Origin of the sequence: Shewanella sp. 10N.286.52.A9, from assembly GCF_041468985.1 — a bacterium.
GTDB lineage: Bacteria > Pseudomonadota > Gammaproteobacteria > Enterobacterales > Shewanellaceae > Shewanella > Shewanella japonica.
On record NZ_JBFRJQ010000003.1, the window covers coordinates 1,034 to 24,251 of the forward strand.

A 23,218-nucleotide genomic window follows, 5' to 3' on the forward strand; every position below is an offset into this window, starting at 1 on the left:
TAGTTTTAGTTTTAGTTTTAAGAGTATGGTAGATACATAACGCATGAAAATACAAAGGGTAAAAAATCCTGTGGACAAAACATCAATACAAAGTCGGTGTTAAAGTGGTTATTGCTGAATTAGCTAGCCGCTTTGCAGCGGCTATTTGTAAAGTCGTTTACGACTCAAGTCATCCTGCTTATAAAGAGGATTTAAATCCAACCATCAAAATAACACTACTTTTCATCTGGCATTGTTAAATCAAGATCATCAAGAGACGGGACATCTTCCTTCTCGCCTCCCTCTTGCTCTAGTCGCAGCTTAGTCGCAGCTAATGCTTTATTAAGCGCTTGTTTTTTTCTCCAAATGATTAAGCCTAGAATACCAATGACTAATAAAGAGCCATTAACGACAAGGATCCAGAAGATAGCTTCTTCCTTAGCTGCAGCTTCTTCATTTGCAGCTTGTATCGCTGCTCGTCTAGCGAGCTCTTCAGCTGAAGGTGGCGGTGCTGGCGGTTCGATGAGATTAAAAAACTGCTCGGGTAAATCGAGCACTATTTCTCGTCCTTCGACTGTTGTAGATACCGCAGTGCCTTTAATTCGGTAACTACCAAAGTCAGTCACTTGAGGGATCGAAATCAATGTTTCAGTACTCGTCACTTCATTAAAGCTTAGCGGTAATTTAAGCCCTGCGGGACCAACAATATCAAAGTGAAAATGCGTTTGTTCCAGTTTTAATGCTTCTTCATTTACCAGCGCTTGAATCTGCCAAATACCATTGAGCTTATCTTCTGGCTCTATAATTTCGACTTCAATTGGCTTTTCAGACAAATAGAACGGATAACTGACTTCTCGCTGAAAGATATTATTACGAGCTTCTACTGTTAAAGTGTAATTACCCCAAGGCTGATTTAAATTCTTTTTACCAGTGAACACACCATCATCAGGTGCTTCATCTAATCCTTCGCCATTGTCTTTATACGAACCGACAATGATTGTGCCCGTTGTAAAGTTGGCGTCGGTGTTTTTATGATGGCTTGCAAATTTTGTGGTCCACTCCACCATAAAATCTAAGCCAGGTAATCTAACCGTTAACCCGTCACCTAATAATCGTGCAGTGACTTTTAGACGTTCACCTTGATATAACGGCTGCGGAATGGGTTCAACTTCGATTTCCAGTTCTGAAACTTTCTGAATACTTGAGCCTTCAGCAAGGCTACCCAACAATTGCCAAGGGCCAGGCATAGGCTTAGTGATTTTAATCATATCGCCAGTTAAGCCATCAACCCACTTAACTGATTCAGGGTGACGGTCTGAATACCATTTTGAGCCGTCAGGTAAAATGACAATTACAGGCGCAGTGCCGTATTCTCGCTGTACTAACAAGGTTAACTCATCAACCATATGATCAATTCGAAAACGGTTTTTGAGTTCACTCGCTTGAGTGTATGGAACAGCAAAAGCCGATTGAGGAATCAAATTCCCAATCAGCAAAATGAACAATAAACAATACGGCTTTAATGCGGTCATCGGCTACGCTTCACCTCTCCAGAGGCACTTTCCTGACTTTTGAACTAAATCAAGACGTTGATCATGTGATACTAGTTCATCGGCCGTTGCAGAGATCACTTTAAGATTAAACTCATTTTGATCGATAAGCTGAATCCCACCCGCCTCTTGACCAGCTTTTTCATTGGACAAATTAAACTTAATTTGTCCACCCGTCATGATTAAATAAACATCTGCGAGGATTTCAGCATCGAGTAATGCACCGTGATAGGTTCTTCTTGAGTTATCAATGCCATAACGCTTACATAAGGCATCCAAGTTGTTCTTTTGACCAGGATGTAAATGCTTAGCAACGGTTAATGAATCGAGAATGCCACAGATGTCGGCAGTTTTCGGTCCGTTAGGCTGCAAGTTAGCAAATTCATGATCCATAAAGCTGATATCGAAGGGAGCGTTGTGTGCAACAATTTCAGCTCCATCAATAAAGTCGATAAACTCTTGAGCAATTTGATGAAAACGCGGCTCTTTGGCAACCCTTTCGTCAGTGATGCCATGAACTTCAATTGCTTCAGGGTCAATTGCTTGACCTGGGTTGATGTATTGGTGATATGTACGGCCCGTGAGTTTTCTATCTATGACTTCTACACAACCAATTTCAATAATGCGATGTCCAATATATACAGGGCCACCAGCTTGGTTCATACCTGTTGTTTCGGTATCTAAAATAACCTGACGGCTTGCGCTAGAAATAATATTCATAGGTAACTCATTAATAAATGTTTAGGTATAATTGCCAAAAATAAGGTCAAACGTATGGTAACAATTCAATGTCAGAACTAAAACTTATCAAAATCTATACTGACGGCTCATGTTTAGGAAACCCAGGTCCTGGCGGATACGGTATTGTAATGAAATATAAGCGCCAAACCAAAGAAATGTCTGACGGATTTAAGCTTACCACCAATAATAGAATGGAGCTGCTCGCGCCAATCATCGCATTAGAAGCCTTGTATGAGCCCTGCCAAGTCATATTAACCAGTGATAGCCAATATATGCGACAGGGTATCACGCAATGGATCCTCGGTTGGAAAAAAAAGGGCTGGATTACCTCAACGAAGACCCCAGTAAAAAATGTCGATTTATGGAAACGTTTAGATAAGGTCAGCCAAATCCATCAAATGGATTGGCGTTGGGTTAAAGGTCATGCTGGCCATGCAGAAAACGAACGTTGTGATGATTTAGCTCGATGGGCTGCTGAAGCAAAGCCCGAGCAAGAAGATGTCAATTATAATTCAGACTAACCAAATTATTGGTTAGTCTGTTTAGAATGACCCGTTCGCCCCGCTGTTGATGCTTGGGCCCATTGCGGCGCTCGAGCTTTTTTCTTTTCTCGTATAGGTGTTAATGGCGAGTCCATTTTACGTGCAACGATTAAATAGACGCTGCCGATTCCTGGTAGCCATCGCTCTAAGCGGTTTTGCCACCAACTACCTTGATTGATATCGCCTATTAAAGGGTGATAAATAAACCGTTCATCTTGAAGTATTTGATAACCGAGCAATCCTAACCAATCTTTGACTCGAGCAGGCATAAAAAATTGCCCAGACCAAGGAATTTGAGTTTGGTACTTAGGTAACAATTTACCCGCAAACGCCGTGCTTACCGGGTTTAGGCCACAAATGAAAATATAACCACCACAAATCATTACCCTATCGACTTCACGTAGTAGTCGATAAGGATCTTGTTCAAACTCAATTAAGAAACTCATTAAAACCGCATCCATTGAGCCACTTTGTAAAGGTAAGTGATGTGGATCAGCAATAATCGAAGCACCTTCTTCCTCATGAATAGAAAAATGGCGAGAGATATTACAATTTAAGCTGGAGATTTGATGACTTAAAGGACCTAATTTTAATAAATGGTAGCCGAATATTCTTGGCCACCAACTTGCTAAGCGCTGTTCTACAGCCAATTGTATTTCATCACCACAGGGTAATTGATGCCACTGTTGCGGTTTGTGATGAATCGACATAAACGCCCAGCCCCTTATAAAATACATATCGATAATTGAGTATAACGATTTATAACCCAAAGTCGTCAAGGGATAACAAAATATTTATTGTTTTGAGATCAATAAGTAAAATTAATGACATTCTTTATTCTAGTGGCAATAACGTCGCCTTTACTTCTTGTTAAATGACAGTGTTTAATCAAAGTCAAAATATAGAGTGCACTGTTTATTGAGAGAATGTATTAATCCAACAAGGCTCATCATACTGTTGATCAACATTTGGCGAGCTTCCAATAATCCGTTACTCTGTATCGACATATTTTACTAAGGTTAAATCATGCTTTCTGTTAACGCTATTCCCGCATTTAATGATAACTATATCTGGTTAATTCATCAGCAAGGAACCAATAAAGCTTACGTTGTCGATCCTGGATGTAGTCAAAGTGTGTTAGACCATATCAATGACACAGACCTTGAATTAGTCGGTATTCTAATCACACATCACCATGCAGATCATACTGGCGGTATCGCAGGTTTACAGCAAGCATACAACCAACAACTGAGCGTATATGGTCCTCAAAAAGAAAACATCGCAGGATTAACTCATCCTATTGAATGCGAACAAGCCCTAACGTTACCTTTTATCAATTCGTCAGTGCAGGTACTTATGGTACCAGGACATACACTCGGCCATATCGCCTATTGCATTGATGATGCTCTATTTTGCGGAGATACCTTATTTAGTGGCGGCTGTGGTCGATTATTTGAAGGAACACCTGAGCAAATGGCAGCATCATTGGCAAAATTGACCAAACTAAATGGCAACACAAAAGTGTACTGTGCACATGAATACACCCAAGCTAACATCACTTTTGCGGTCGCGGTAGAGCCTAATAACACAGCTTTATTGCAATACGAGCAAAAAGTTGCAGCAGCAAGACAGCACAATATTTCAACAATCCCGTCTACCATTGCAACAGAATTAGCAATTAATCCATTTTTACGAAGTAGTAGTTCAGAAATTAAACAATCTATTTCAAAGCAGTTTAATCAACAAAATTTGACTGAACTACAAACATTTACTCTTCTCAGAGAATGGAAGAATCACTTTTAGTTTAGGGTTGATATCCCACGCAGGTTAACTTAACAAAGACAATTAGCGCATTTTGCTCTACAATGCCGCTTCAATTTTGACCAATACTTTAGGCTGACGTACTAAACATGTCAGTTTTGCAAGACTTAGGAATTTCGTTTTTGATGCATAAATCTTTATATTTTATCGTTGGTGGTGTGGCCTTTTTAAGTGGCTGTCAAACACTAACAACACCTAAGCCGGCTAAAGAGCCTATTACCATTCAAAAGCCAGTAGAGCCTGAAGAAACGGTCGTTAAAGTTGAAAAGCCCGTCGAGATCACAGATGTATGGCAACGCATTAGCCTACAGATGAAAATGCCGATTGATGACCAAAAGCTCGTCAATCAATATCGTGACTGGTATTTGGCGAACCCAAGGCATTTGGAAATCGTTTCACAGCGGGCTGAGCCATACTTACATTACATCGTAGAAGAGCTTGAAAAGCGTGACATGCCAATTGAAATTGCGCTATTGCCCATCGTTGAAAGTTCATTTGACCCATCTGCTTATTCAGCAAGTGCAGCTTCGGGGCTTTGGCAGCTCACGACCCCAATATCGAATCATTTTGGGGTAAAAAGTGATTGGTGGTACGACGGACGCAGAGATGTACCCGCGGCGACAACTGCTGCGTTAGATTTTCTAGAATATCTTTACGACAGAACTGGCGAAAACTGGTTGTATGCCATAGCAGCGTATAACACTGGTGAAGGCAGAGTAAATAATGCCGTTCGCAGAAATAAAGCCGCAGGTAAAAGCACTGAATTTTGGGCATTATCATTACCTCGAGAAACCCGACGTTACGTCCCGCAGCTCATCGCTTTATCCGATGTCATCAAAAATGCCGATAAATACGGCATTACCTTAACACCTATCGCTAATGAGCCTCATATCGCCGTTGTCGATACCCAAAGCCAAATTGATTTAAAACTGGCTGCTGATTTAGCGGACATGAACATAAACCAACTTAAAGCACTTAACCCAGGTCTTGATCGCTGGGCCACGTCACCAGAAGGGCCGCACACTCTAGTGCTGCCTTATGACAAAAGAGATGTATTTGAGCAAAAATTGGCGCAACTTGACCCAAAAGACAAGCTCAATTGGCATCGTTATAAGATTCAATCAGGTGATACTGTCAGTCATATCGCCAAACGCTTCGATACGTCAGCATCATTTATTCGCTCAAGTAACAATCTTAAAAACAACAATATTCGAGCTGGCAGATATTTAATTATCCCAGTGCCACCTGAAGGCGCTGACTTAACAACAGATCAGTTATTAGCGCAAAATCAATTAACACCTAAGAATATCACTTATACAGTGAAGTCTGGCGATTCACTGTGGGTTATCGCAAAGCGTTACAATGTCTCGGTCGATGATTTAATTCGCTGGAACCGTCTGCCTAAAAATGGCGCGTTAAGCATTGGAAAAGAACTGACAATTGGTAGCCGTGCATCAACAAATGCAACTGAGCGAACAGTTAACTACAAAGTTCGCTCAGGTGATTCACTTGCCCGTATTGCCAATAAATTTAACGTATCTGTAGATGACTTAATCAAGTGGAATAAGTTACATAACACCAAATATATTCAGCCTGGACAAATGTTACGTTTAATTGTTGATGTATCAAAAGTGAACGCTTAATTGAGTTTCGCTATTCATTACTGATTACAAAAGTGCTGGTTCGTTAAGCTTAAATCGGTTACTTAAACCAAAAATGATTGGTTTTATTTACCTAATTAAATCCCACCAATAAAAATGGCAAGTGATAATATCACTTGCCATTTTTTTACGCTGATTAGTGCTAATGGAAACGAAATGCTAGTTAACAACCAAAGGTGTTGAACCTGCATTTATCACTGGCATTGCACTTTCTTCAGCTTTACCAGCAAACTTGACACTGAATCGATATCCCGGTCCTGACACTTTTGCCATCACAGCAGCAGGTACACTAAAACGAGTTTCGATTGTTTGTGCTGGTGCTAACGTAACAGTACGCAATGCTTGGGTATACATCATATCCTGAGAAGAAGACCAAATTTGTTGACCTTTAGGATCATAAAGTCCTAAATCAGCGGTCATCCCTGAATTAAACATCAAGCTAACAGGATAACTCTGACTGTTAGTTGCCGTATGTTTTACCGACATTGCTTTAGTAGAGTCTGTATAGGTTTCAGCTTCTAAAAAGCCGACTAATAAGGTTTCTGCCATTGTTGATACTCCAGCACCAAGCGAAATTGATTTTGCTTTTACGACACTTTTAGTCTCTTTCGCAGTATCGACATCCGTGTTTTGTGCAGTGACATCTGTACTTGTTGTACTACAACCCACTAACAGTAAACTTAAGCAACCTATAAAACGTTTCATTAAAACCCTCCTAATTTTTTGAACAAGCTATCTTTAAGCTTATCGGTTTCACCTTTTATTTTGGCATCAAATAACGCACTCGTGTCGATACCAAATTTAGGGTCTTGCATGCTACCTGTAATCGTTAACGGAATATCAACGCCCGCTAATGCATCTTTCTCGCCACCCTGTCCTGCTAAAGAACCCACTAAAGACGTAGTTAATTTATAATCTACTGTTTGTGAGTCTATATTGGCATTACCATTACCGCTTAAACGTATAAGTGGTGATGACATCGCTAAATCAGGGTTGGTCAGTACTGCACTATTTAAGTCAAAGCTGCCTGTCAGACTTGTAAAATCTGTTTTTAACTCTTCAGTATTTTTCGCAGAAAGATCACCTTTGAGCTTATCTTGCGCACTGCGGATCATTTGCGGAATATTAACCCCATAAAGTGAACCATCAGCGATTTCAAAATCCCCTTTCGCTAATAGGTTTTTCTTTATATTGTCAGGGATTAAACTTTTACCAGAGCCTTTAACTTTGAAGTTTGCTGCACCTGAAATTAAATCCACATCAGCAGCGTCTTTTAGTAGCGGTCTGAATTGTACGCCAGTCAATGATTCTTCAAAGTGATAACTTGCGACTTTTTGGCGTGCATCAAGTTTTGCCGTTGCTTGAATACTACCTTCATATAGGTTTGCAGAAAATTCACTCAAATTGGCGATACCATCTTTAACTGTGGCATTCATTTTCCAATTTTGAGTTAGTAAATTAGCAACTTTAATTGACTTAATAGTGACGCCCATAGTCACATCAATGGTTTTCAATGCGGATAAGTCAGGCTCTGTTGCAGGTGCCGTGCTCGCCACCTTTTCTGTTTCTGCTGGAGTTTGTTCATCAGAAGCGGGCATTAACTTATCCACATCGATGTCACCAAAGTCCATTTGCATGTTTATTTTCGGGATTTTTGCACCATAGTTGACACTTAGCTTACCTGTAGCATCAATTTCCATTGCAGATAATTTGCTAATAATGACTTCTACGTTTTGTGAATCAAGTGCAACGGCTATATCTGTCACTAATTGCGTGGATAATTGATTATTAGGAATGCCCTTACCGCTGACATCAGTATTAATCGTGAAGCCGTTAATGACTAATTTAGCCAAGTCTTTACTGACATTTAGCTTGCCTTCACCATTACTGTTAACCGTCATATCAGGAAGCTGTGCTGAAAAGTCATATGCAAAGTCAGCGTCATTACCCAATGAAAACTCACCCAATGTTAAGCTATTAAGCTTGAAGACTTGATTCGTATCTGTCGTTTCATCAATCAGATTAATAGTGGTATTGGTAATTGATACTCCGCCAATTTGTAAACTTTGTAGTTCAACACTTGTTTTAGCTGCTGAATCAGTCGTTTTGTCTTCTGTCACAGCTGCCGAACTGTCACCACTCAAACCATCGATACTCGTGGTACCGTCCTTTTGAGTTATCATATTGACCGTTAAGCCATCTAATGAAAGCATCGCGATTTCAACTTCTTGGCTTAATAGCGGCATTAATTCTACGTTGGCAACAGCTTCATTCACTTCAACAAAGTTGTTCGCAGAAAAATTTTCTGGATTAGACAATGATATCCCACCCAATTTTATGCCAATCGATGGGAATACACTCCAGCTCAAATCATCCTTAATGACAAATGTACGTCCAGTTTGATTTTCAACCGCCTCAACAATTTGCGGTTTAAAACTATTCAAATCAAAAAATACCGTTAAGTACACTGCGAGTATTAATATTACCCCAGCCACGATACCTAACAGCCATTTAAGTGCCTTCATGTTTGCTTCCTTGTCAGTAAATTGGTTCTCAATTTAGCGTTACTATCTTGTTATGTAACAGTTTAGCTCAAAACCGTTAAATCTAAAGGTTTTTCAGCAATGGCAATACCATTGATATCAGCATAGATCATCATCTTTGGTTTAATATCGACACCAGCAATATTGATGGCAACATCAATTAAACCGACATCTTTTTTCTCAGTTTTAATTGGGTTTGTCGCAAGTGCCTGCACACCAATATCTATGGTTGCGATAGTACCTGCATCTCTAATTGCGCCATAAATGATTATCCCTTCCCATTCATTATTAAATGCAGACTCCGCAATCATATCGCCCAATAAGGCCCGTCGACAGACGCCACCACCATCAACCACCAGCACTTTACCTTTTCCCGGTGTGGCTAATACTGACTTAACTTTAGAGTTATCTTCAAAACATTTAACGGTGACCACTTCGCCATAAAAAATAGTTTTACCACCATAAGAGTTCCAATTCGATTGAACTAAAGTCAGTTTATTTTCGTAATGGTCAAATAAGTCGGGTAATAAATCTAACATCTCACACTCCATGTACTAAAATGAATAGGTTACCTCATAATATAAACGTCCATAGCTATTGAAACAATTCATTAATCTGAATAAACTGTCGCCTATACTTTACTTGTTCATGGATGAAAACATTGCAGTATTTGAATTTCTCATTTATTGCGAAATACCAATTAACTTTTAAGTAGTTTTCAATATGACTGATATCAATTTACAAAATGTAATAAATGCGTTCGATGAATTAGATTTTGAAAATAGAACAACTAAAAATCTTGAGAATGCACGTAATAGAATGCAAATGAAGACGTATTTATCTTCTTTGGATTACAGTTTACGACGCTTAAAAATCTTAGAAGAAGTGGTTTCTGAAATTGTCGAAGAAAAACAAACTGAATTGGTAAAGCAAGAACATATTCAAACCTACAAAGCAAAAATCATCCAGTTATCAAGAGAGTATAAAATCTCGTATCAAGACGTTATCAACATAATGAATAAGTTGAAACACCAGTAATGACTGGGCCTACTAATGTATTGGCTTAACACCGATTCATCTTCCTCGATAATTACCCTTTGCTAACTACTATCGGCCATCGTTGATTTATATGTGCTGTATTATATATGCAGCATTAAATCTCCACTCCAGTCTAGCACTCATTTCTAAGCCCATAAGCGGTCTATCAGATAGCTTATGTTATTTTTAATGTGTTTAACGCAAATATCAATTCGTCAGCTATGTAAATTAACCATAAACAGTTAACAAAAATGAAATAAATTTGCATTTACAAGTTCGAATAAAAAAACCTTGTTGAATATTTCCAACAAGGCTTTATTAGTTTATAAATGCGAGGTGTTCATCAATAAGACTATTTATGGTTTACACTTTAAACTGCCCTACTATGTTTTCAAGCTCATTTGAGCCTTTTGCTATATTGTCACTACTATCCAGTAATTTCTCGTTATGATTTTTATTCTCTACCGACATATCATTAATGCGGGTAATATTCATATTTAATTCTGAAATCACTGCACTTTGCTCTTCTGTTGCACCTGCTATTTGAATATTCATTTGAGAAATATCCCCAATCGCTGACTTAATTGAATGAAGTGCTTGTTCTACTTTTTGCGTTTCACCAACGGTTTCATCTGATTGTGTTAAAGCCCGTTCTACTGAATGGTTTACATCTTCAATAGCTTCTCTAATAGCGTCAATAATGCCATTGATTTCACGGGTTGAATCTTGCGTTCTACTAGCAAGCGTTCTAACCTCATCGGCAACTACAGCAAAGCCTCGACCCGCTTCACCTGCACGAGCGGCTTCAATAGCAGCATTCAATGCCAATAGATTGGTTTGCTCAGCAATACCAACAATAACATCTAATATTTGCCCAATCTGGCTGGAGCTAACTTTTAGACCTTTTGCAACAGATTCGGTTTGTTGTAGCTCAGAAGACAAATCACCAATTTTTGACATTGCCTTATCTACAATCATGGCAGTATTGTCGGCTTCAGTGTCGGCAATATTTGCACTCTGTGCAGCAGCTTGTGCATTTGACGCAACTTCTGCGGCTGTCATCGACATTTCATTTATCGCAGTAGCAACATTTTCGGTTTCCATTTGAACATTACTCGACACTTGATTTGCATCAGATGATATAGATGCAAGCTGTTGAGCAAGAGCTTGGCTTTGAGTGACATTTCCCGCAACTGAAGATACTAGATTTTGGATCTTGTCTGTAAAAATATTAAAATTATGGGCAATTTGGTTAAGTTCATCTTGACCATCTTCGGCTAACCTCAGTGTCAAATCCCCTTCACCTTTAGCAATATTCTCAAAAGCTGAAATAGTCTGTTGCATCGGCTTTGAAATACTTTTAGTGATAACAAACAAAATAATCAGGATCGGTAACCAAACCAATAAGAGTAAAAATAAATATTGCATCAAAAATTCATTTTTTTGCGTTTGGATATCGTCGATATAAATCCCCGTACCAACGACCCATCCCCATGGAGTAAAACGTTCTACAACACTCATTTTAGGGCTAGGAGTATCTTGATTGGGTTTATTCCACATGTAGTTAACCGTGGCATTTTTGGCATTATGAGTACGTTCAATCATTAATTGAAATAACGGCACATTATCAGGGTCACGCATTGATAACACATTTGTATTGATGAGCTTTTTCGCAAATGCGTGTTGTACCATGACCCCACTGGTATCAACGGTAAAAAAATATTCATTACCAGAATAACGTAAATTATCTAAGGCATTAATAGCAGCAAGTTTCGCTTCAGCCTCCGACATATCACCTTGCTCAGAAGCCAAATAAAACTGATTGATGACAGAGCTTGCGACCTCAATAATACCAGTAAGTTTGGCCTGCTTTTCTTGCACCAATACATTTTCGATACGGTTAAAAGCGAACAAAAACATGAGCACAGTTGCAAAAGCTGCAACCATAATCATGGCCATCAAGCGGTTAGAAATACTCGTTTTACGAAAAAAATGATCTATAGCATTCATTGTCGTTCACCGTATTATTAGAATAAATATCGAGACAAACTAGACTATGTTTAAAGCTAATGAATAAGTAATGAATTGATTGTTATTTCCCCAAACAATCATCATTCAAATTTAGCTTATAAACATACCTTATTCCTTATAATCGACCGATTAAAGAAATTATTTAGCAAAGCACATGAATAAAAATCAATCAATAAACTCAGCAACTATGGGTAAGCCGCAAATGATTCGTGGTGAATAGAATAATTAAATATAGAATAGTGAGAGGTGTTCGCCATGTAATAACGCTTGTCGAAAAGGTGTTCATCAAAAAAATAATAGCAAGCATTAAGCAAAAGTTAACTAAGGTCATCACTAGATGACGTGCATATAAGATATGTATTACTGCGTTATCAATTTAATCTGATTTTTACCGTTCTGTTTTGCAAGATATAAGGCTTTATCACCATGAGAAATCAACTCGTTCAAATCCCAACGTTGTTTTACATCTATTGACGCCCCAATAGAAATCGTGACCCTGAGGTTGGTATTCGGCCAATACAATTTGGGAACATCATCTAAGATTTTCTCTGCAATCTGACATAACTGTTGCTCATTGAAGCACTGAAAAACAGATAAAAACTCTTCTCCTCCGTATCGTACATTCATTCCAGTATACCGACCGCAATGTTGACGTATAATTTGCGCTACTCCATAAATCACATTGTCGCCGACTTGGTGGCCATAGGTATCATTAATTGATTTGAAGTTATCAATATCTATCATTAACACGCTTAATGGTTTATTAGTGTGTTGTGCGCTTTGTTCAATTTGCGGACCATTTTTAGTTAAATACAAACGGTTTTTAAGCTCGGTTAATGGATCCGTAACTGTTTGCAACGCTAATTTTTTCTGACTTGCTCTAAGCCGTAACTGTTGCCTTCTAATTTGGCTAAACTGCTGGAAGCTTTTACGAGTTTCAGAATCTCGGCGTAAGCTAGCCACTAAACTAATTAGGAACACAGCAAAAAAGATAGATATTCTATCGAGCTCTTCACCATAATCTTGTCCAATTCTATCTGGTGCGATTATCAGTAAATAACTCAACAACATCAGTGATAAACCAAATAGGCTCAGCTTAAATGGCATTCGAGATAATGCCCCGATGTAAACCATGACTAACACGCCACCTGATTGATAATCAAAATTACCTTGGGTCATCGCCAATTTTCCGATAGTAATAATCGACATGTATACCGTTAACACTAAAAACAGCTCGGCGAGCTCTAAATACTTGGATGCATAACGCCGCAAGGTAATTAACACCACTATGCAAAGTATCGATAAGAAGACTCTGCTGAGTGTCGCAACCCAAGCATGCTCAGTTAAGTGCTGGTAATCTAAAAGGCCAAATAAAAGATAAATAGGAATGACAGATAACAAAAATCCGGAATACGGCAACATGACTTGATGGACGTGATAATGCTTAAAACGCAATAACGAAAAACCGGTTAGTTTTTGATGAAAAGGCCGTAAAATAAAGTCGAACATAGACTACCCATTTTTCCTAAATTTTGCTTAAAAGCAGCAAAAACAGGTAAAACATTATTAATATTATGTCTTTATATATAGCAAAGTTTTCAAATACTAGCTACGAAATCATCCTCCATATGATTGAATAAATATGTCATAAATTTACCACACCACTCAATAATGTGAATAACACAAATTCTATCGCCATGTTATTCACATTAAGTCAGAAAGTATGTATGTCCATTCCTATTGATGGCGTTCTTTGTAGTCAAAGTAACTAAACTCTGCAACTGTGTTTTGCCCAGTTAAATCTTGAGCACATAAACCAACAAATGCACCAGTAAAACTGGAACCTTCTCCTTTGCCTGCTTCATCAGAAATTAAACTGTAATCTAAAGACGCAATGTGAAACCAGTCAGATCCATTTAATGAGTATTCAAATTTAAGTGTTTCATAGTGCACATCTGCTCGTAGATAAACCGATGATTGTAACAAGGGAATACGCTGTTCAAATATTGGAAATACAAGATCTAAACTTTGCTCACCTTCACAGCTCATAATATCTAGGTTTAGCCCAATTTTTTCATCATAAGATAAATATAAATAATGAAATTTATGAGCGTTGTAATAACAAATTAATCCTGCGGTTTGCTGAAAGTGGTTAGATTCAAACATGATTTTGGTTTGAGCAACAAATGAAAAATGACGCTGCCTTGTCGCAACCAACGCTTGCTCAAATGTGCTACCTAATGAATGCATTCCTGTCAGCAATAAGCTACCTGGTTTACGGGTTGTGCTTACAAAGTTTTCAGAGGTTGGACTTCTAAGCCATTGAAATTGATCCGCGATAAATCTATCTGTGAATTCATCTCTAAACGAGAAATCTCGCTGCGGTTTAGCTGTTAATCCAATTGGATTTAATTGTGCCTGCGATGAGTTAGTCGCTAACCTAAACCAACCATCATCAGTATAATGAACAGATTCTATTGCTGTTTCTCTGCCCATAGGACTGCGACGCTGTGATGTAGGTTGTTCAATGTCAAGTGGTCTAGAAGTCAGATGAGCTAAATACCATTCCCCTTCTTTACTTTCTACTAAGCTACCATGACCATTACGTTGCAATTTGTGCTGTAAATGAGGAACCGTTGCTACAATAGGACCTTGAGGATCAACGTCATAAGGGCCATCGATATGTTTTGAACGGGCCATAGTACAAACATGTTCGTACCCAGTCCCCCCCTCAGCAGTTAATAAATAATAGTAACCATTTTTTTTATATAAATGAGGCCCTTCAGTTAACCCGAACTCTGTACCCGTAAAAATAATTTTCGACTCGCCAATTAATCTTTCTGTTTTATCGCAATATTGTTGTAAAGCGATACCACCGAAGAAACTTCTATCTGGCCGATAATCCCAAACCATATTCAATAGCCACTTTTTCCCATCGTCATCGTGAAATAAAGATGGATCAAAGCCACTACTATTGAGATAAACCGGACGAGTCCACTCTCCATCGATTGTTTCACAGGTAGTTAAATAATTAGGTGAATCTTTAAAGTTGCCATCAAATCGTTTGACGTTGGTATAAATAAGATAGAACTTACCATTATTGTGTGTAAGACATGGTGCCCATATACCACATGAGTCTGGGACACCAGTCATATCTAATAAATCAGCTCGATTTAACGGTCGATGGACTAAGGTCCAATTAACCAAATCTGTTGAATGATAGATTTGTACCCCTGGATACCACTCAAATGTTGATACAGCGATATAGTAATCATCATTCACACGTACAATACTTGGATCTGGATTAAACCCTGGCAGTATGGGATTAATATCGGGTAAATTCATAGCTCACCTTTTCAGTTTGATAAGTTAAATGCCTTCACACTCTTTTAATCGCCAATATAAAACAACTGGATGTTAACAGTATGATACAACATGCATATGTTAACGATAACATATTACCAAATCAGCTTAGTGTCAATTTGACAAATAAAAGCATTAAAAATGATGAAGCGCGACAATAGACGAGGTGACACAAAAAAGCAGCAAATGATTGCTGCTAATAAAAATTCACTTGGTGTGGTGTGATCAGGCGTTAGGAATGAGCTATGACTTAACCCGGCTCGTTGAAGCACGCTGTTTTAATTCAAAATCAAGCACGTGGCGTAAGTCAGACAATTTATCACTCAAGCCTTGATCAAACTTTCCTGTCGTCAACATTGCTATTGCAGCTTCTGCCATGGCTTCAATTGGTTGCTTAACCGTTGTAATGTTGGGCCAAATCGTCGTCGCTATTGGCGTATCATCATAACCTACGACACTAAGTTGCTGAGGGACTTGTATCCCTAAAGAATTTGCCACAGAGATAACCGCTGCCGCCATATCATCATTACTTGCGAAAATAGCTGTTGGCATATTATTACAAGTTAACAACGCCTTAGCCGCGCTTAATCCAGATTTATAACTGAACAAACCTTGCTCAATGTATTCTGGCGGTATAGTTAACTTATTTGAACGCATTGCATCTAAGAAGCCTTGATAACGTAATCGACTTGCTCCTACATCTGGATGGCCAATAATAAACGCTATATCTCTATGCCCTTGTTCTATCAATAGATTAGTCATTTCAAAAGCGGCTTGATAATCATCCATACAAACAAATGGGGATTGAGTCAGCTCGACATCAGGTGAAACACGAATGTAAGGTACGTTCAATGCTTTAAGCTCATTTAGAATTTCAATATTATTGCAAAATGGCGGCAATAAAATGACGCCATCGACACGGGTTTCTTCAACGAGATCACGAGTAATAGTCAGTTTTTCTACCTGAGTCCCTTCACATTCATCAACGACTAAATGATAACCACGCTGCCGACAGCTTTTTAACGCTGACATCATAAACTGACTGACATAACCACCTTGGCTAGGGTTTTCGTACAGTAATCCAATGAAGTAAGATTTTGCACTGGCTAAGCGACGAGCCGAAATATTTGGTCTGTAATGTAATTTATTGGCCGCCTCTTTAACTTTTAAACGCGTTTTATCACTGACCTTTTCATCATTGTTCAACACTCGAGAAACTGTCATTTTTGATACACCAGCTAATTCAGCAACATCCTGAATCGTGGATTTTGTTTTAGAATTACTCTTACTTATTGGACTCATTACAGACTCGCCAGCAGCTTAAAAATGTTACGAAATTCAAATGTAACAATACGAAGGAAAAAATAACAGGATTACTCAACAAATAACCCAGTTTGAACTTATTAAAATTATCTGTTTATGCTTTATTAAGACAAAACATACCAATATAAAACGAATAGAAACATAGCAATAAGTAACATTAATCTTATAAAGTGCCAAACAAGAATAATTATGATACCGATAACTTACAAAAACGATTAATCATTGCTTGCGTCTTAAGCACTATGTTATTAAAAACGCTTAAGCATCCATATATCACAGCCACCATGAATAGTTCCTGTAAGAGGCTTATCTAAATGTGTAAATCCCATAGATTCATATAAAGAAATAGCAGCTTTCATTGATGCTAAGGTATCTAAATAGCACTGCTCGTATCCTTGAGATTGCGCAAAATCCAAACACACTTTAGTAAGTTTTCTACCAATGCCAAAGCCTCTTGATTCTGGTAACAGGAACAATTTTCGTAATTCACAAGTTTGCTCACTGTCATTAAACTTTGCTATTCCACCGCATCCCACGATTTGGCCATTTAATGTGGCTACATAATATTGGCTTTTATTTTCTAAAGAATAATATCGGCTCATTTGACTTACTTCAGGATCTGAAGGACCAAACCCCTCCCCAATTGCACCAAATTCTGTACCTACTTTTGCAATAATATCTGCAACGGTCTGATCTTGATTTGGTGCGATCGGTTTGATTTCAATATTCATTTTTACTCCACTCCAAATTAACTAGCACTTTGTCAAACTCAAAAGGTATCTTAGAGTCAAAAAACTATTGGTTTATTTGGGATTTGATCCATTCCATCCGTGCTTGAAATGCTAATGAAATTTGCTCAGTCACTATATTAGATGAGAGTTTACCAGCCAAAATATCGTTTGCAGCAGCTTCTATTTCAAAATTAAAACCGATACTTTTACGTTTATCATTAAACTCTGAGATTAACTCATCTCCCTGATATAAAAAGCACTGACTTGCTCGCCAAAAGCCTGGAATAGCAATATAACCTTTGTCACCAATGATGTAAGCCCAATTCTGTAATTTGCATCTAAAAGATGTAGCTAAGGTGGCCGTTACATTTTCATATTCAAATATGAAAGCTGCATCATTTTCGATTCCATTAGGTGCCAGATGTGAGGTAACAAATCCTGATATTGGCGTTTCATTAATGAAAAGTTGAGTAATGGCAATAGGATATACTCCCATATCATATACACAGCCACCAGCAAGCTCTTTGGCATACTCTCTTGAGTTAGGTTCATAAGCCTGCGGATAACCAAAATCAGCTTTAATGTGCATTAAATTGCCAATATGTCCTTCTTTAACCCATTCCTTTGCTTGCTGAATCGCTGGTAAAAAATACGTCCACATTCCTTCTAACAAATAAACTTTTTTTTGCTTTGCTAATTGATAAAGTACCTTTGCTTCTTCAGTAGAAATGGTAATTGGCTTTTCACACAGTACGGCCTTTCCTGCCAGAATTGCAGCCTTTGCTTGCTCGAAATGAAAATTGTGTGGGGTCGCAATATAAATAGCATCGACATTTTCATCATTGAATAAACTGTCATAATCTCCGTAAGATTGACAAATATCATATTGCGTCTTAAAAGCTTCAGCTCTTTTAGAGTCACGTGCTGCAATGGCATATAATCTGCTATTGTCGACATATGACATATCTGCAGCAAATTGATGAGCAATCCTACCTGCCCCAATAATTCCCCAGCTAACTTGCTTCATTTCTAATCCTTGTTTGTTCATTATTTATCCCACTCTGATTGTTCTGAGTCGCATGGATAAAATATAATCAATAATCTTCCGTAACTTTTTAAACCAAAATAATAGTCCAAGCTTATCCATTTAATGAAAGGCATGAGCAAGATTAACTTTTATCATTATCTATTTTTATACTATTGGCGATTAACGGTCACGACAATAAAAATGCCGTTAATTAGTATTAACGGCGGTTTATCAATACGACAACCAAAGTTATCGCAACTCTTATTTAGCAAGCATTGCATTGATAAGAGCCAATAAAAAGTAATCAATATTCACAAGCGACCTTCTTGTAGAATGAGATTACGTGAAAAAGCATGAACATTAAAAAATCATGCGATTAACATAATTTTCTAATAACTCTTGCTGACCACTCTGTGGTTTAGGGTCAAGCTGCTTAGCTTGGGCGAATTCACTTAAGCCTGCTAAATCTAGCTTGCCATTTAAAATGTTTTGACCTAGTTCACCATCCCAACCTGCATAGCGTTGCGCAACCTTTTTCTCTAAGGTTGCATCTGTAAACATGTCAGCCGCTTTAAGCAATGCCACAGCAATCGTATCCATACCACCAATATGGCCGTGGAATAGATCATTTGGATCGATACTTTGACGGCGGATTTTGGTATCAAAGTTAAAGCCGCCTGACTTAAAGCCACCACCTTTCAAAATTTCATGCATGATTAATGTCATTTCTTCGACACTATTTGGGAACTGATCCGTATCCCAACCCAGTTGAGGATCACCACGGTTAGCGTCGATAGAGCCAAACACATCAAGTGCAAAGGCATTAGCAATTTCATGATGGAATGAATGCCCTGCAAGCGTTGCGTGGTTCGCTTCGATGTTCACTTGGAACTCTTTTTCTAAACCGTACTGAGATAAGAAACCATGTACCGTCGCAGTATCGTAATCATACTGATGCTTAGTCGGCTCTTGTGGTTTTGGCTCGATTAATAGAGCACCTTTAAATCCAATTTTATGTTTATGTTCAACTACCATGGTAAGGAATCGAGCAAACTGTTCGCGCTCACGCTTTAAATCGGTATTTAATAGCGTTTCGTAACCTTCACGCCCGCCCCATAAAACGTAGTTCTCACCGCCTAGGCGTTGTGTTGCATTCATTGCAGTACAAACTTGGGTTGCGCCATAAGCGAACACTTCAGGGTCTGGATTCGTCGCGCCACCTGACATATAACGCTTATTACTGAATAAGTTTGCAGTACCCCATAGTAACTTCATGCCGGTTTCTTCTTGATTCTGTGCAAGCACATCCGTCATTTCAGCAAAGTTATTTAGATATTCACGAATGTTGGCACCTTCTGGAGAAACATCTACATCGTGAAAACAGTAATAAGGCACGCCAAGCTTTTGGAAAAACTCAAACGCGACATCGGCTTTTTGTTTTGCCATTACTAAAGGTTCGCCAGATTCTAACCAAGGACGGTCAAATGTATTAGCACCAAAAATATCAAAACCATTCCAACAAAAGTTATGCCAGTAACATGCTGCAAAACGCAGATGTTCTTTCATTGTTTTACCTAATACGACTTTATTTTCATCGTAATAACGAAACGCCAAAGGATTAGTTGATTCTGGGCCTTCATATTTTATTTTGCTGACGCCACTAAAGAATTCACTCATAGTTCTCTCCAAACAGTAAGGTAAATACGCATGTAAAAAGTCACTACTTTTTCAATACGCTTATTATTAATCATTAAAATAATGAATTTAGGTTTTGATAAATTTGGCTGAATTTTTCACGACGCTCTTTGTGATGGTTAAATTCGGCTTGATTGGGTTCATATGACTCAACTAATGTTGGTACAGGACAAATATCTTCAATATTGGCATTGGGTGTTACCGCGAGTTGCGCAAGTCTAGCAGCGCCAAGCGCGGGACCAACATCGCCGCCTTGTCGATAAACGAGATTTTGGCCAAGAATATTTGCCAATAATTTGCGCCAATATTCACTTTTAGCACCACCACCTATCAAGGACACTTCATCAGGCTTTACGCCCGATGCATGCAATGCATCGCAGCTATCAGCAAATGCATAGCCCACTCCTTCTAACACGGCTTTAGTCATGTCAGCTCGTTCAGTTGAATGAGTAAGCCCAAAGAAAACACCTTTAGCGTGTGGATTATTGTGTGGCGTGCGTTCGCCACTTAAATAAGGTAAGAAAATAAGATCTGATTGGTTATCTGATTGTTGTTGTGCTAATTCATTTAATAACTCAGGTACACTGACATTACCGACTAAATTTGCTAACCAACTCAAACAAGAAGCAGCACTCAATACAACAGACATTAAATGCCATGTACCAGGAAGCGCATGACAGAAGCTATGAACGGCACTATCTGGGTTAGATTTGTAACCGTCAGTCACCGCAAAATAAACACCGGAAGTCCCAAGAGACAACATAGCTTGACCAGGCTTAATGATGCCTACACCTACCGCACCAGCAGCATTATCACCGCCACCGGCAACGACTGGCACTTGTTTAATACCCCAGCGTTTGGCTAATTCTGGTTTAATGTAACCAGTGATTTCAGACCCTTCATAAAGAGTTGGCATGTGGTCACGAGAAAGGCCTGTAGCAGCCAGTAAATTGTCATCCCAATCTCGCTTCGCCACATCAGTCCATACAGTGCCTGTTGCATCGGATAAATCAGATGCAAATTCACCAGTTAGAAGGTAACGAACATAATCTTTTGGTAATAATACTTTTGCGACCTTATCGAAAATCGCAGGCTCGTTCTCTTTAACCCACAATAACTTTGGCGCAGTAAAACCTGGCATAATCATGTTACCGGTAAGCTGACGAGCATTAGGCACTGATTCCTCAATACTAGAGCACTGCATTGCACTTCGACCATCATTCCATAACATTGCAGGACGAAGTACGTCACCATGATTATCAAGTAATGTTGCGCCATGCATTTGGCCTGAAAGTCCAATTGCTTTTAAATCTGCGAGTTGACCATTAGCAGCAAGTTTGTCCATTGCTGTCATCGCTGCCTGACCCCAAGACTCAGCAGATTGTTCTGACCATAATGGTTGTGGACGAGAAACGGTGAGCGACACACTCGCTGTATCTACAACAGTGCCGCCTTCAGTTACCAATACTAGCTTTATACAAGATGTTCCTAAATCAATCCCTAAGTACACAGTCTCTTCCTCGAACAGTTCTTAATTAAGGCTCATTGGAGAACAATACTTCGCCAAATGAAAGTAACATAAACATTACATTAAAATGTTACCGCTCACAATTAAAAAGTTACTTTTTCAAATAATTTTTGCAATAGGTCATAAAAACAATGACTTGAAGAACATCCAACATTGATAAGCAGTCATTAAAAACTGAAACGTAGCAAAAGACATGAAATATGAGATTGTAGATCAGCTAGAAATATCAAAAATAATATCAATTCGTCATCCTTGACATATCTCCCCCTGTTTATTCATTTTTAGATTTAAGAACAAATAACTAAAGCTAAACACTGCATAATGGCTAGGTTTAGTTAAGTGTATTTTAAACAGAGAGCTATGCTTTGCATCAAATATGTAAATGGTTCTTTATTCGGGTTTAGATAATAAGAGTGTTTAACAGCATTCAAGGTTAATAGAATTATTTTAAAGGTCAGCGTTAACTGTTAATGAAAGCTTTAGTGAAAGGAAGAGGGAAAGGGATACGCGTAGTAATAATATTAGCGCCGAAATTTACTGTAAGTTTTTAATGATGACAACATATCAGTCAGCTCAAGAGCTACTCACGATTTAACAAGCTTTCAATTAAAAAATAATTCATAAACAAAATAACTATTCGCTATGAGAAATATATCATGAGCTAAAAACCATATTATGAGTAACACTGTCTATAACTATCAACCTCATTAACTGGCAGCCTCATTAACTAACAATGCAAACGAAAACGCATCGAAGTTATAGCTTAACAATTAACTTAACGAACAATTTATCAGCAATATACAGTGACTAATTATCAGGTGATACTGAGCTTTTATTAATCAATATGTCTAGAATTGCAACAGAAACCAAGATTGTGGGATAGGAAATAAAAGCTTAAATAAAGTAGGAGATATCGAAAAATGGAACAAAGAATATGAATTTATAAGTAAAATATAGCTAGCTAAAAAGAAATTAATCTATAGCATCTAGATTTTCAGACATGTAATGCATTCATTGAGAGATAAACTTGAATTAACTACCCTACTCTATAGCAGTTACGCAGCAACAACCTGTGCAATCTTCTTCAGCGGGTTTAATCGATTATGCATCACTTTAATCGTTTCAAATTGCTGTAAAACTTTAGTTTCGGTTAATGGGCACTCTTTAGATAGCACCATAACTAAAGCGGCTTGCAAACTATTTTCTACCACTAATACCAGTACGTTATTACCACTAGCATTTAACAGAAACAGTTTACCAACTTCGCAATAAACACATTCTTGGCTTATTTCAAAAAACCATGATTTCGGCATTTGTGGTTTAAGCAAAAAATGTGAGGCGGTAGCATTTAATGCAGTTTGAACAATCGCCGCATCAGACATATTGACAATTTTAGGTAAGGTTTCAAGCATGTGAATATAGAATTTAGCGTGCTCGACACTAAACTCTGATGTTATTAACGCATCAGGGATGAGAGATTTACTTTTATATGGAGTTAAGAACTCCATATCAGGACCCAATGAAATACTTAATTGCTTATAGCATTCATTAAATTCCCACTGCCAGTCCTTATTTGGCATTAATAACATTTTTAGTACCTAATTATAAGAATACAGTCTGATAATAGATTATATTTCCAACAATA

General features: G+C 38.2%; 19 protein-coding genes. 4 read left to right on the plus strand and 15 right to left on the minus strand.

Annotated features, from left to right (window positions below; translation table 11 throughout):
* Positions 1-215: 215 nt before the first annotated feature.
* Together AB4128_RS02145 and dnaQ are read right to left on the minus strand one after the other, a co-directional pair.
* Positions 216-1,511 (minus strand): TIGR03503 family protein, encoded by a 1,296-nt coding sequence (locus tag AB4128_RS02145; RefSeq protein ID WP_282166850.1) that lies wholly within the window; start codon positions 1,509-1,511, stop codon positions 216-218.
* A gap of 3 nt (positions 1,512-1,514) precedes the next feature.
* Positions 1,515-2,249, minus strand: a complete 735-nt coding sequence (dnaQ, locus tag AB4128_RS02150) for a DNA polymerase III subunit epsilon (RefSeq protein WP_055024489.1) — start codon at positions 2,247-2,249, stop codon at positions 1,515-1,517.
* Positions 2,250-2,317: 68 nt separating this feature from the next.
* Here dnaQ and rnhA point away from each other — a divergent pair, with 68 nt between their 5' ends.
* Positions 2,318-2,791, plus strand: coding sequence for a ribonuclease HI (gene rnhA / locus AB4128_RS02155; protein WP_372036617.1), 474 nt, complete (start codon positions 2,318-2,320; stop codon positions 2,789-2,791).
* 5 nt (positions 2,792-2,796) lie between these two features.
* Here the strand turns inward: rnhA and AB4128_RS02160 are convergent, their stop codons facing one another.
* Complete coding sequence (locus tag AB4128_RS02160; RefSeq protein WP_055024487.1) at positions 2,797-3,522, minus strand: class I SAM-dependent methyltransferase; 726 nt, start codon at positions 3,520-3,522, stop codon at positions 2,797-2,799.
* Positions 3,523-3,838: 316 nt separating this feature from the next.
* Here AB4128_RS02160 and gloB point away from each other — a divergent pair, with 316 nt between their 5' ends.
* Positions 3,839-4,615 (plus strand): hydroxyacylglutathione hydrolase, encoded by a 777-nt coding sequence (gene gloB, locus AB4128_RS02165; RefSeq protein ID WP_055024486.1) that lies wholly within the window; start codon positions 3,839-3,841, stop codon positions 4,613-4,615.
* Positions 4,616-4,758: 143 nt separating this feature from the next.
* Positions 4,759-6,276, plus strand: coding sequence for a LysM peptidoglycan-binding domain-containing protein (locus AB4128_RS02170; protein ID WP_055024485.1), 1,518 nt, complete (start codon positions 4,759-4,761; stop codon positions 6,274-6,276).
* Between the two features lie 177 nt (positions 6,277-6,453).
* Here AB4128_RS02170 and AB4128_RS02175 read toward each other — a convergent pair whose 3' ends face one another.
* The 3 genes from AB4128_RS02175 to AB4128_RS02185 all read right to left on the minus strand — a co-directional run bounded on the left by AB4128_RS02175 (position 6,454) and on the right by AB4128_RS02185 (position 9,376).
* Positions 6,454-6,999, minus strand: coding sequence for a BsuPI-related putative proteinase inhibitor (locus AB4128_RS02175; protein ID WP_055024484.1), 546 nt, complete (start codon positions 6,997-6,999; stop codon positions 6,454-6,456).
* The gene (locus AB4128_RS02180) at positions 6,999-8,819 is read right to left on the minus strand and encodes an AsmA family protein (protein WP_372036620.1); all 1,821 of its coding nucleotides are present in this window, start codon (positions 8,817-8,819) and stop codon (positions 6,999-7,001) included. The genes AB4128_RS02175 and AB4128_RS02180 overlap by 1 nt, the downstream gene beginning before the upstream one ends.
* Before the next feature lie 62 nt (positions 8,820-8,881).
* Positions 8,882-9,376, minus strand: a complete 495-nt coding sequence (locus AB4128_RS02185) for a putative 4-hydroxy-4-methyl-2-oxoglutarate aldolase (protein ID WP_055024482.1) — start codon at positions 9,374-9,376, stop codon at positions 8,882-8,884.
* A 184-nt stretch (positions 9,377-9,560) separates the two neighbouring features.
* On the opposite strand from AB4128_RS02185, the gene AB4128_RS02190 reads away from it, so the two are divergent.
* Positions 9,561-9,875 (plus strand): hypothetical protein, encoded by a 315-nt coding sequence (locus tag AB4128_RS02190; protein WP_055024481.1) that lies wholly within the window; start codon positions 9,561-9,563, stop codon positions 9,873-9,875.
* A 363-nt stretch (positions 9,876-10,238) separates the two neighbouring features.
* Here AB4128_RS02190 and AB4128_RS02195 read toward each other — a convergent pair whose 3' ends face one another.
* The 9 genes from AB4128_RS02195 to AB4128_RS02235 form a co-directional block, all read right to left on the minus strand.
* On the minus strand, positions 10,239-11,885 hold the full coding sequence (locus AB4128_RS02195; protein ID WP_372036623.1) for a methyl-accepting chemotaxis protein: 1,647 nt from the start codon (positions 11,883-11,885) through the stop codon (positions 10,239-10,241).
* Between the two features lie 381 nt (positions 11,886-12,266).
* Positions 12,267-13,415 (minus strand): diguanylate cyclase, encoded by a 1,149-nt coding sequence (locus tag AB4128_RS02200; protein ID WP_372036625.1) that lies wholly within the window; start codon positions 13,413-13,415, stop codon positions 12,267-12,269.
* 228 nt (positions 13,416-13,643) lie between these two features.
* Entirely contained in the window at positions 13,644-15,251 is a 1,608-nt protein-coding gene (locus AB4128_RS02205; RefSeq protein ID WP_372036627.1) for a glycoside hydrolase family 43 protein, read from the minus strand.
* Positions 15,252-15,512: 261 nt separating this feature from the next.
* Positions 15,513-16,571, minus strand: coding sequence for a LacI family DNA-binding transcriptional regulator (locus tag AB4128_RS02210; protein WP_372036628.1), 1,059 nt, complete (start codon positions 16,569-16,571; stop codon positions 15,513-15,515).
* A gap of 269 nt (positions 16,572-16,840) precedes the next feature.
* Positions 16,841-17,323, minus strand: a complete 483-nt coding sequence (locus AB4128_RS02215) for a GNAT family N-acetyltransferase (protein ID WP_372036629.1) — start codon at positions 17,321-17,323, stop codon at positions 16,841-16,843.
* A 64-nt stretch (positions 17,324-17,387) separates the two neighbouring features.
* Complete coding sequence (locus AB4128_RS02220; RefSeq protein WP_372036631.1) at positions 17,388-18,371, minus strand: Gfo/Idh/MocA family protein; 984 nt, start codon at positions 18,369-18,371, stop codon at positions 17,388-17,390.
* 339 nt (positions 18,372-18,710) lie between these two features.
* On the minus strand, positions 18,711-20,027 hold the full coding sequence (gene xylA, locus AB4128_RS02225; protein ID WP_372036633.1) for a xylose isomerase: 1,317 nt from the start codon (positions 20,025-20,027) through the stop codon (positions 18,711-18,713).
* Between the two features lie 73 nt (positions 20,028-20,100).
* Positions 20,101-21,555 (minus strand): xylulokinase, encoded by a 1,455-nt coding sequence (xylB, locus tag AB4128_RS02230; RefSeq protein WP_372036635.1) that lies wholly within the window; start codon positions 21,553-21,555, stop codon positions 20,101-20,103.
* Positions 21,556-22,628: 1,073 nt separating this feature from the next.
* Positions 22,629-23,162, minus strand: a complete 534-nt coding sequence (locus AB4128_RS02235; protein WP_065108241.1) for a cell division protein ZapC — start codon at positions 23,160-23,162, stop codon at positions 22,629-22,631.
* Positions 23,163-23,218 lie beyond the last annotated feature (56 nt).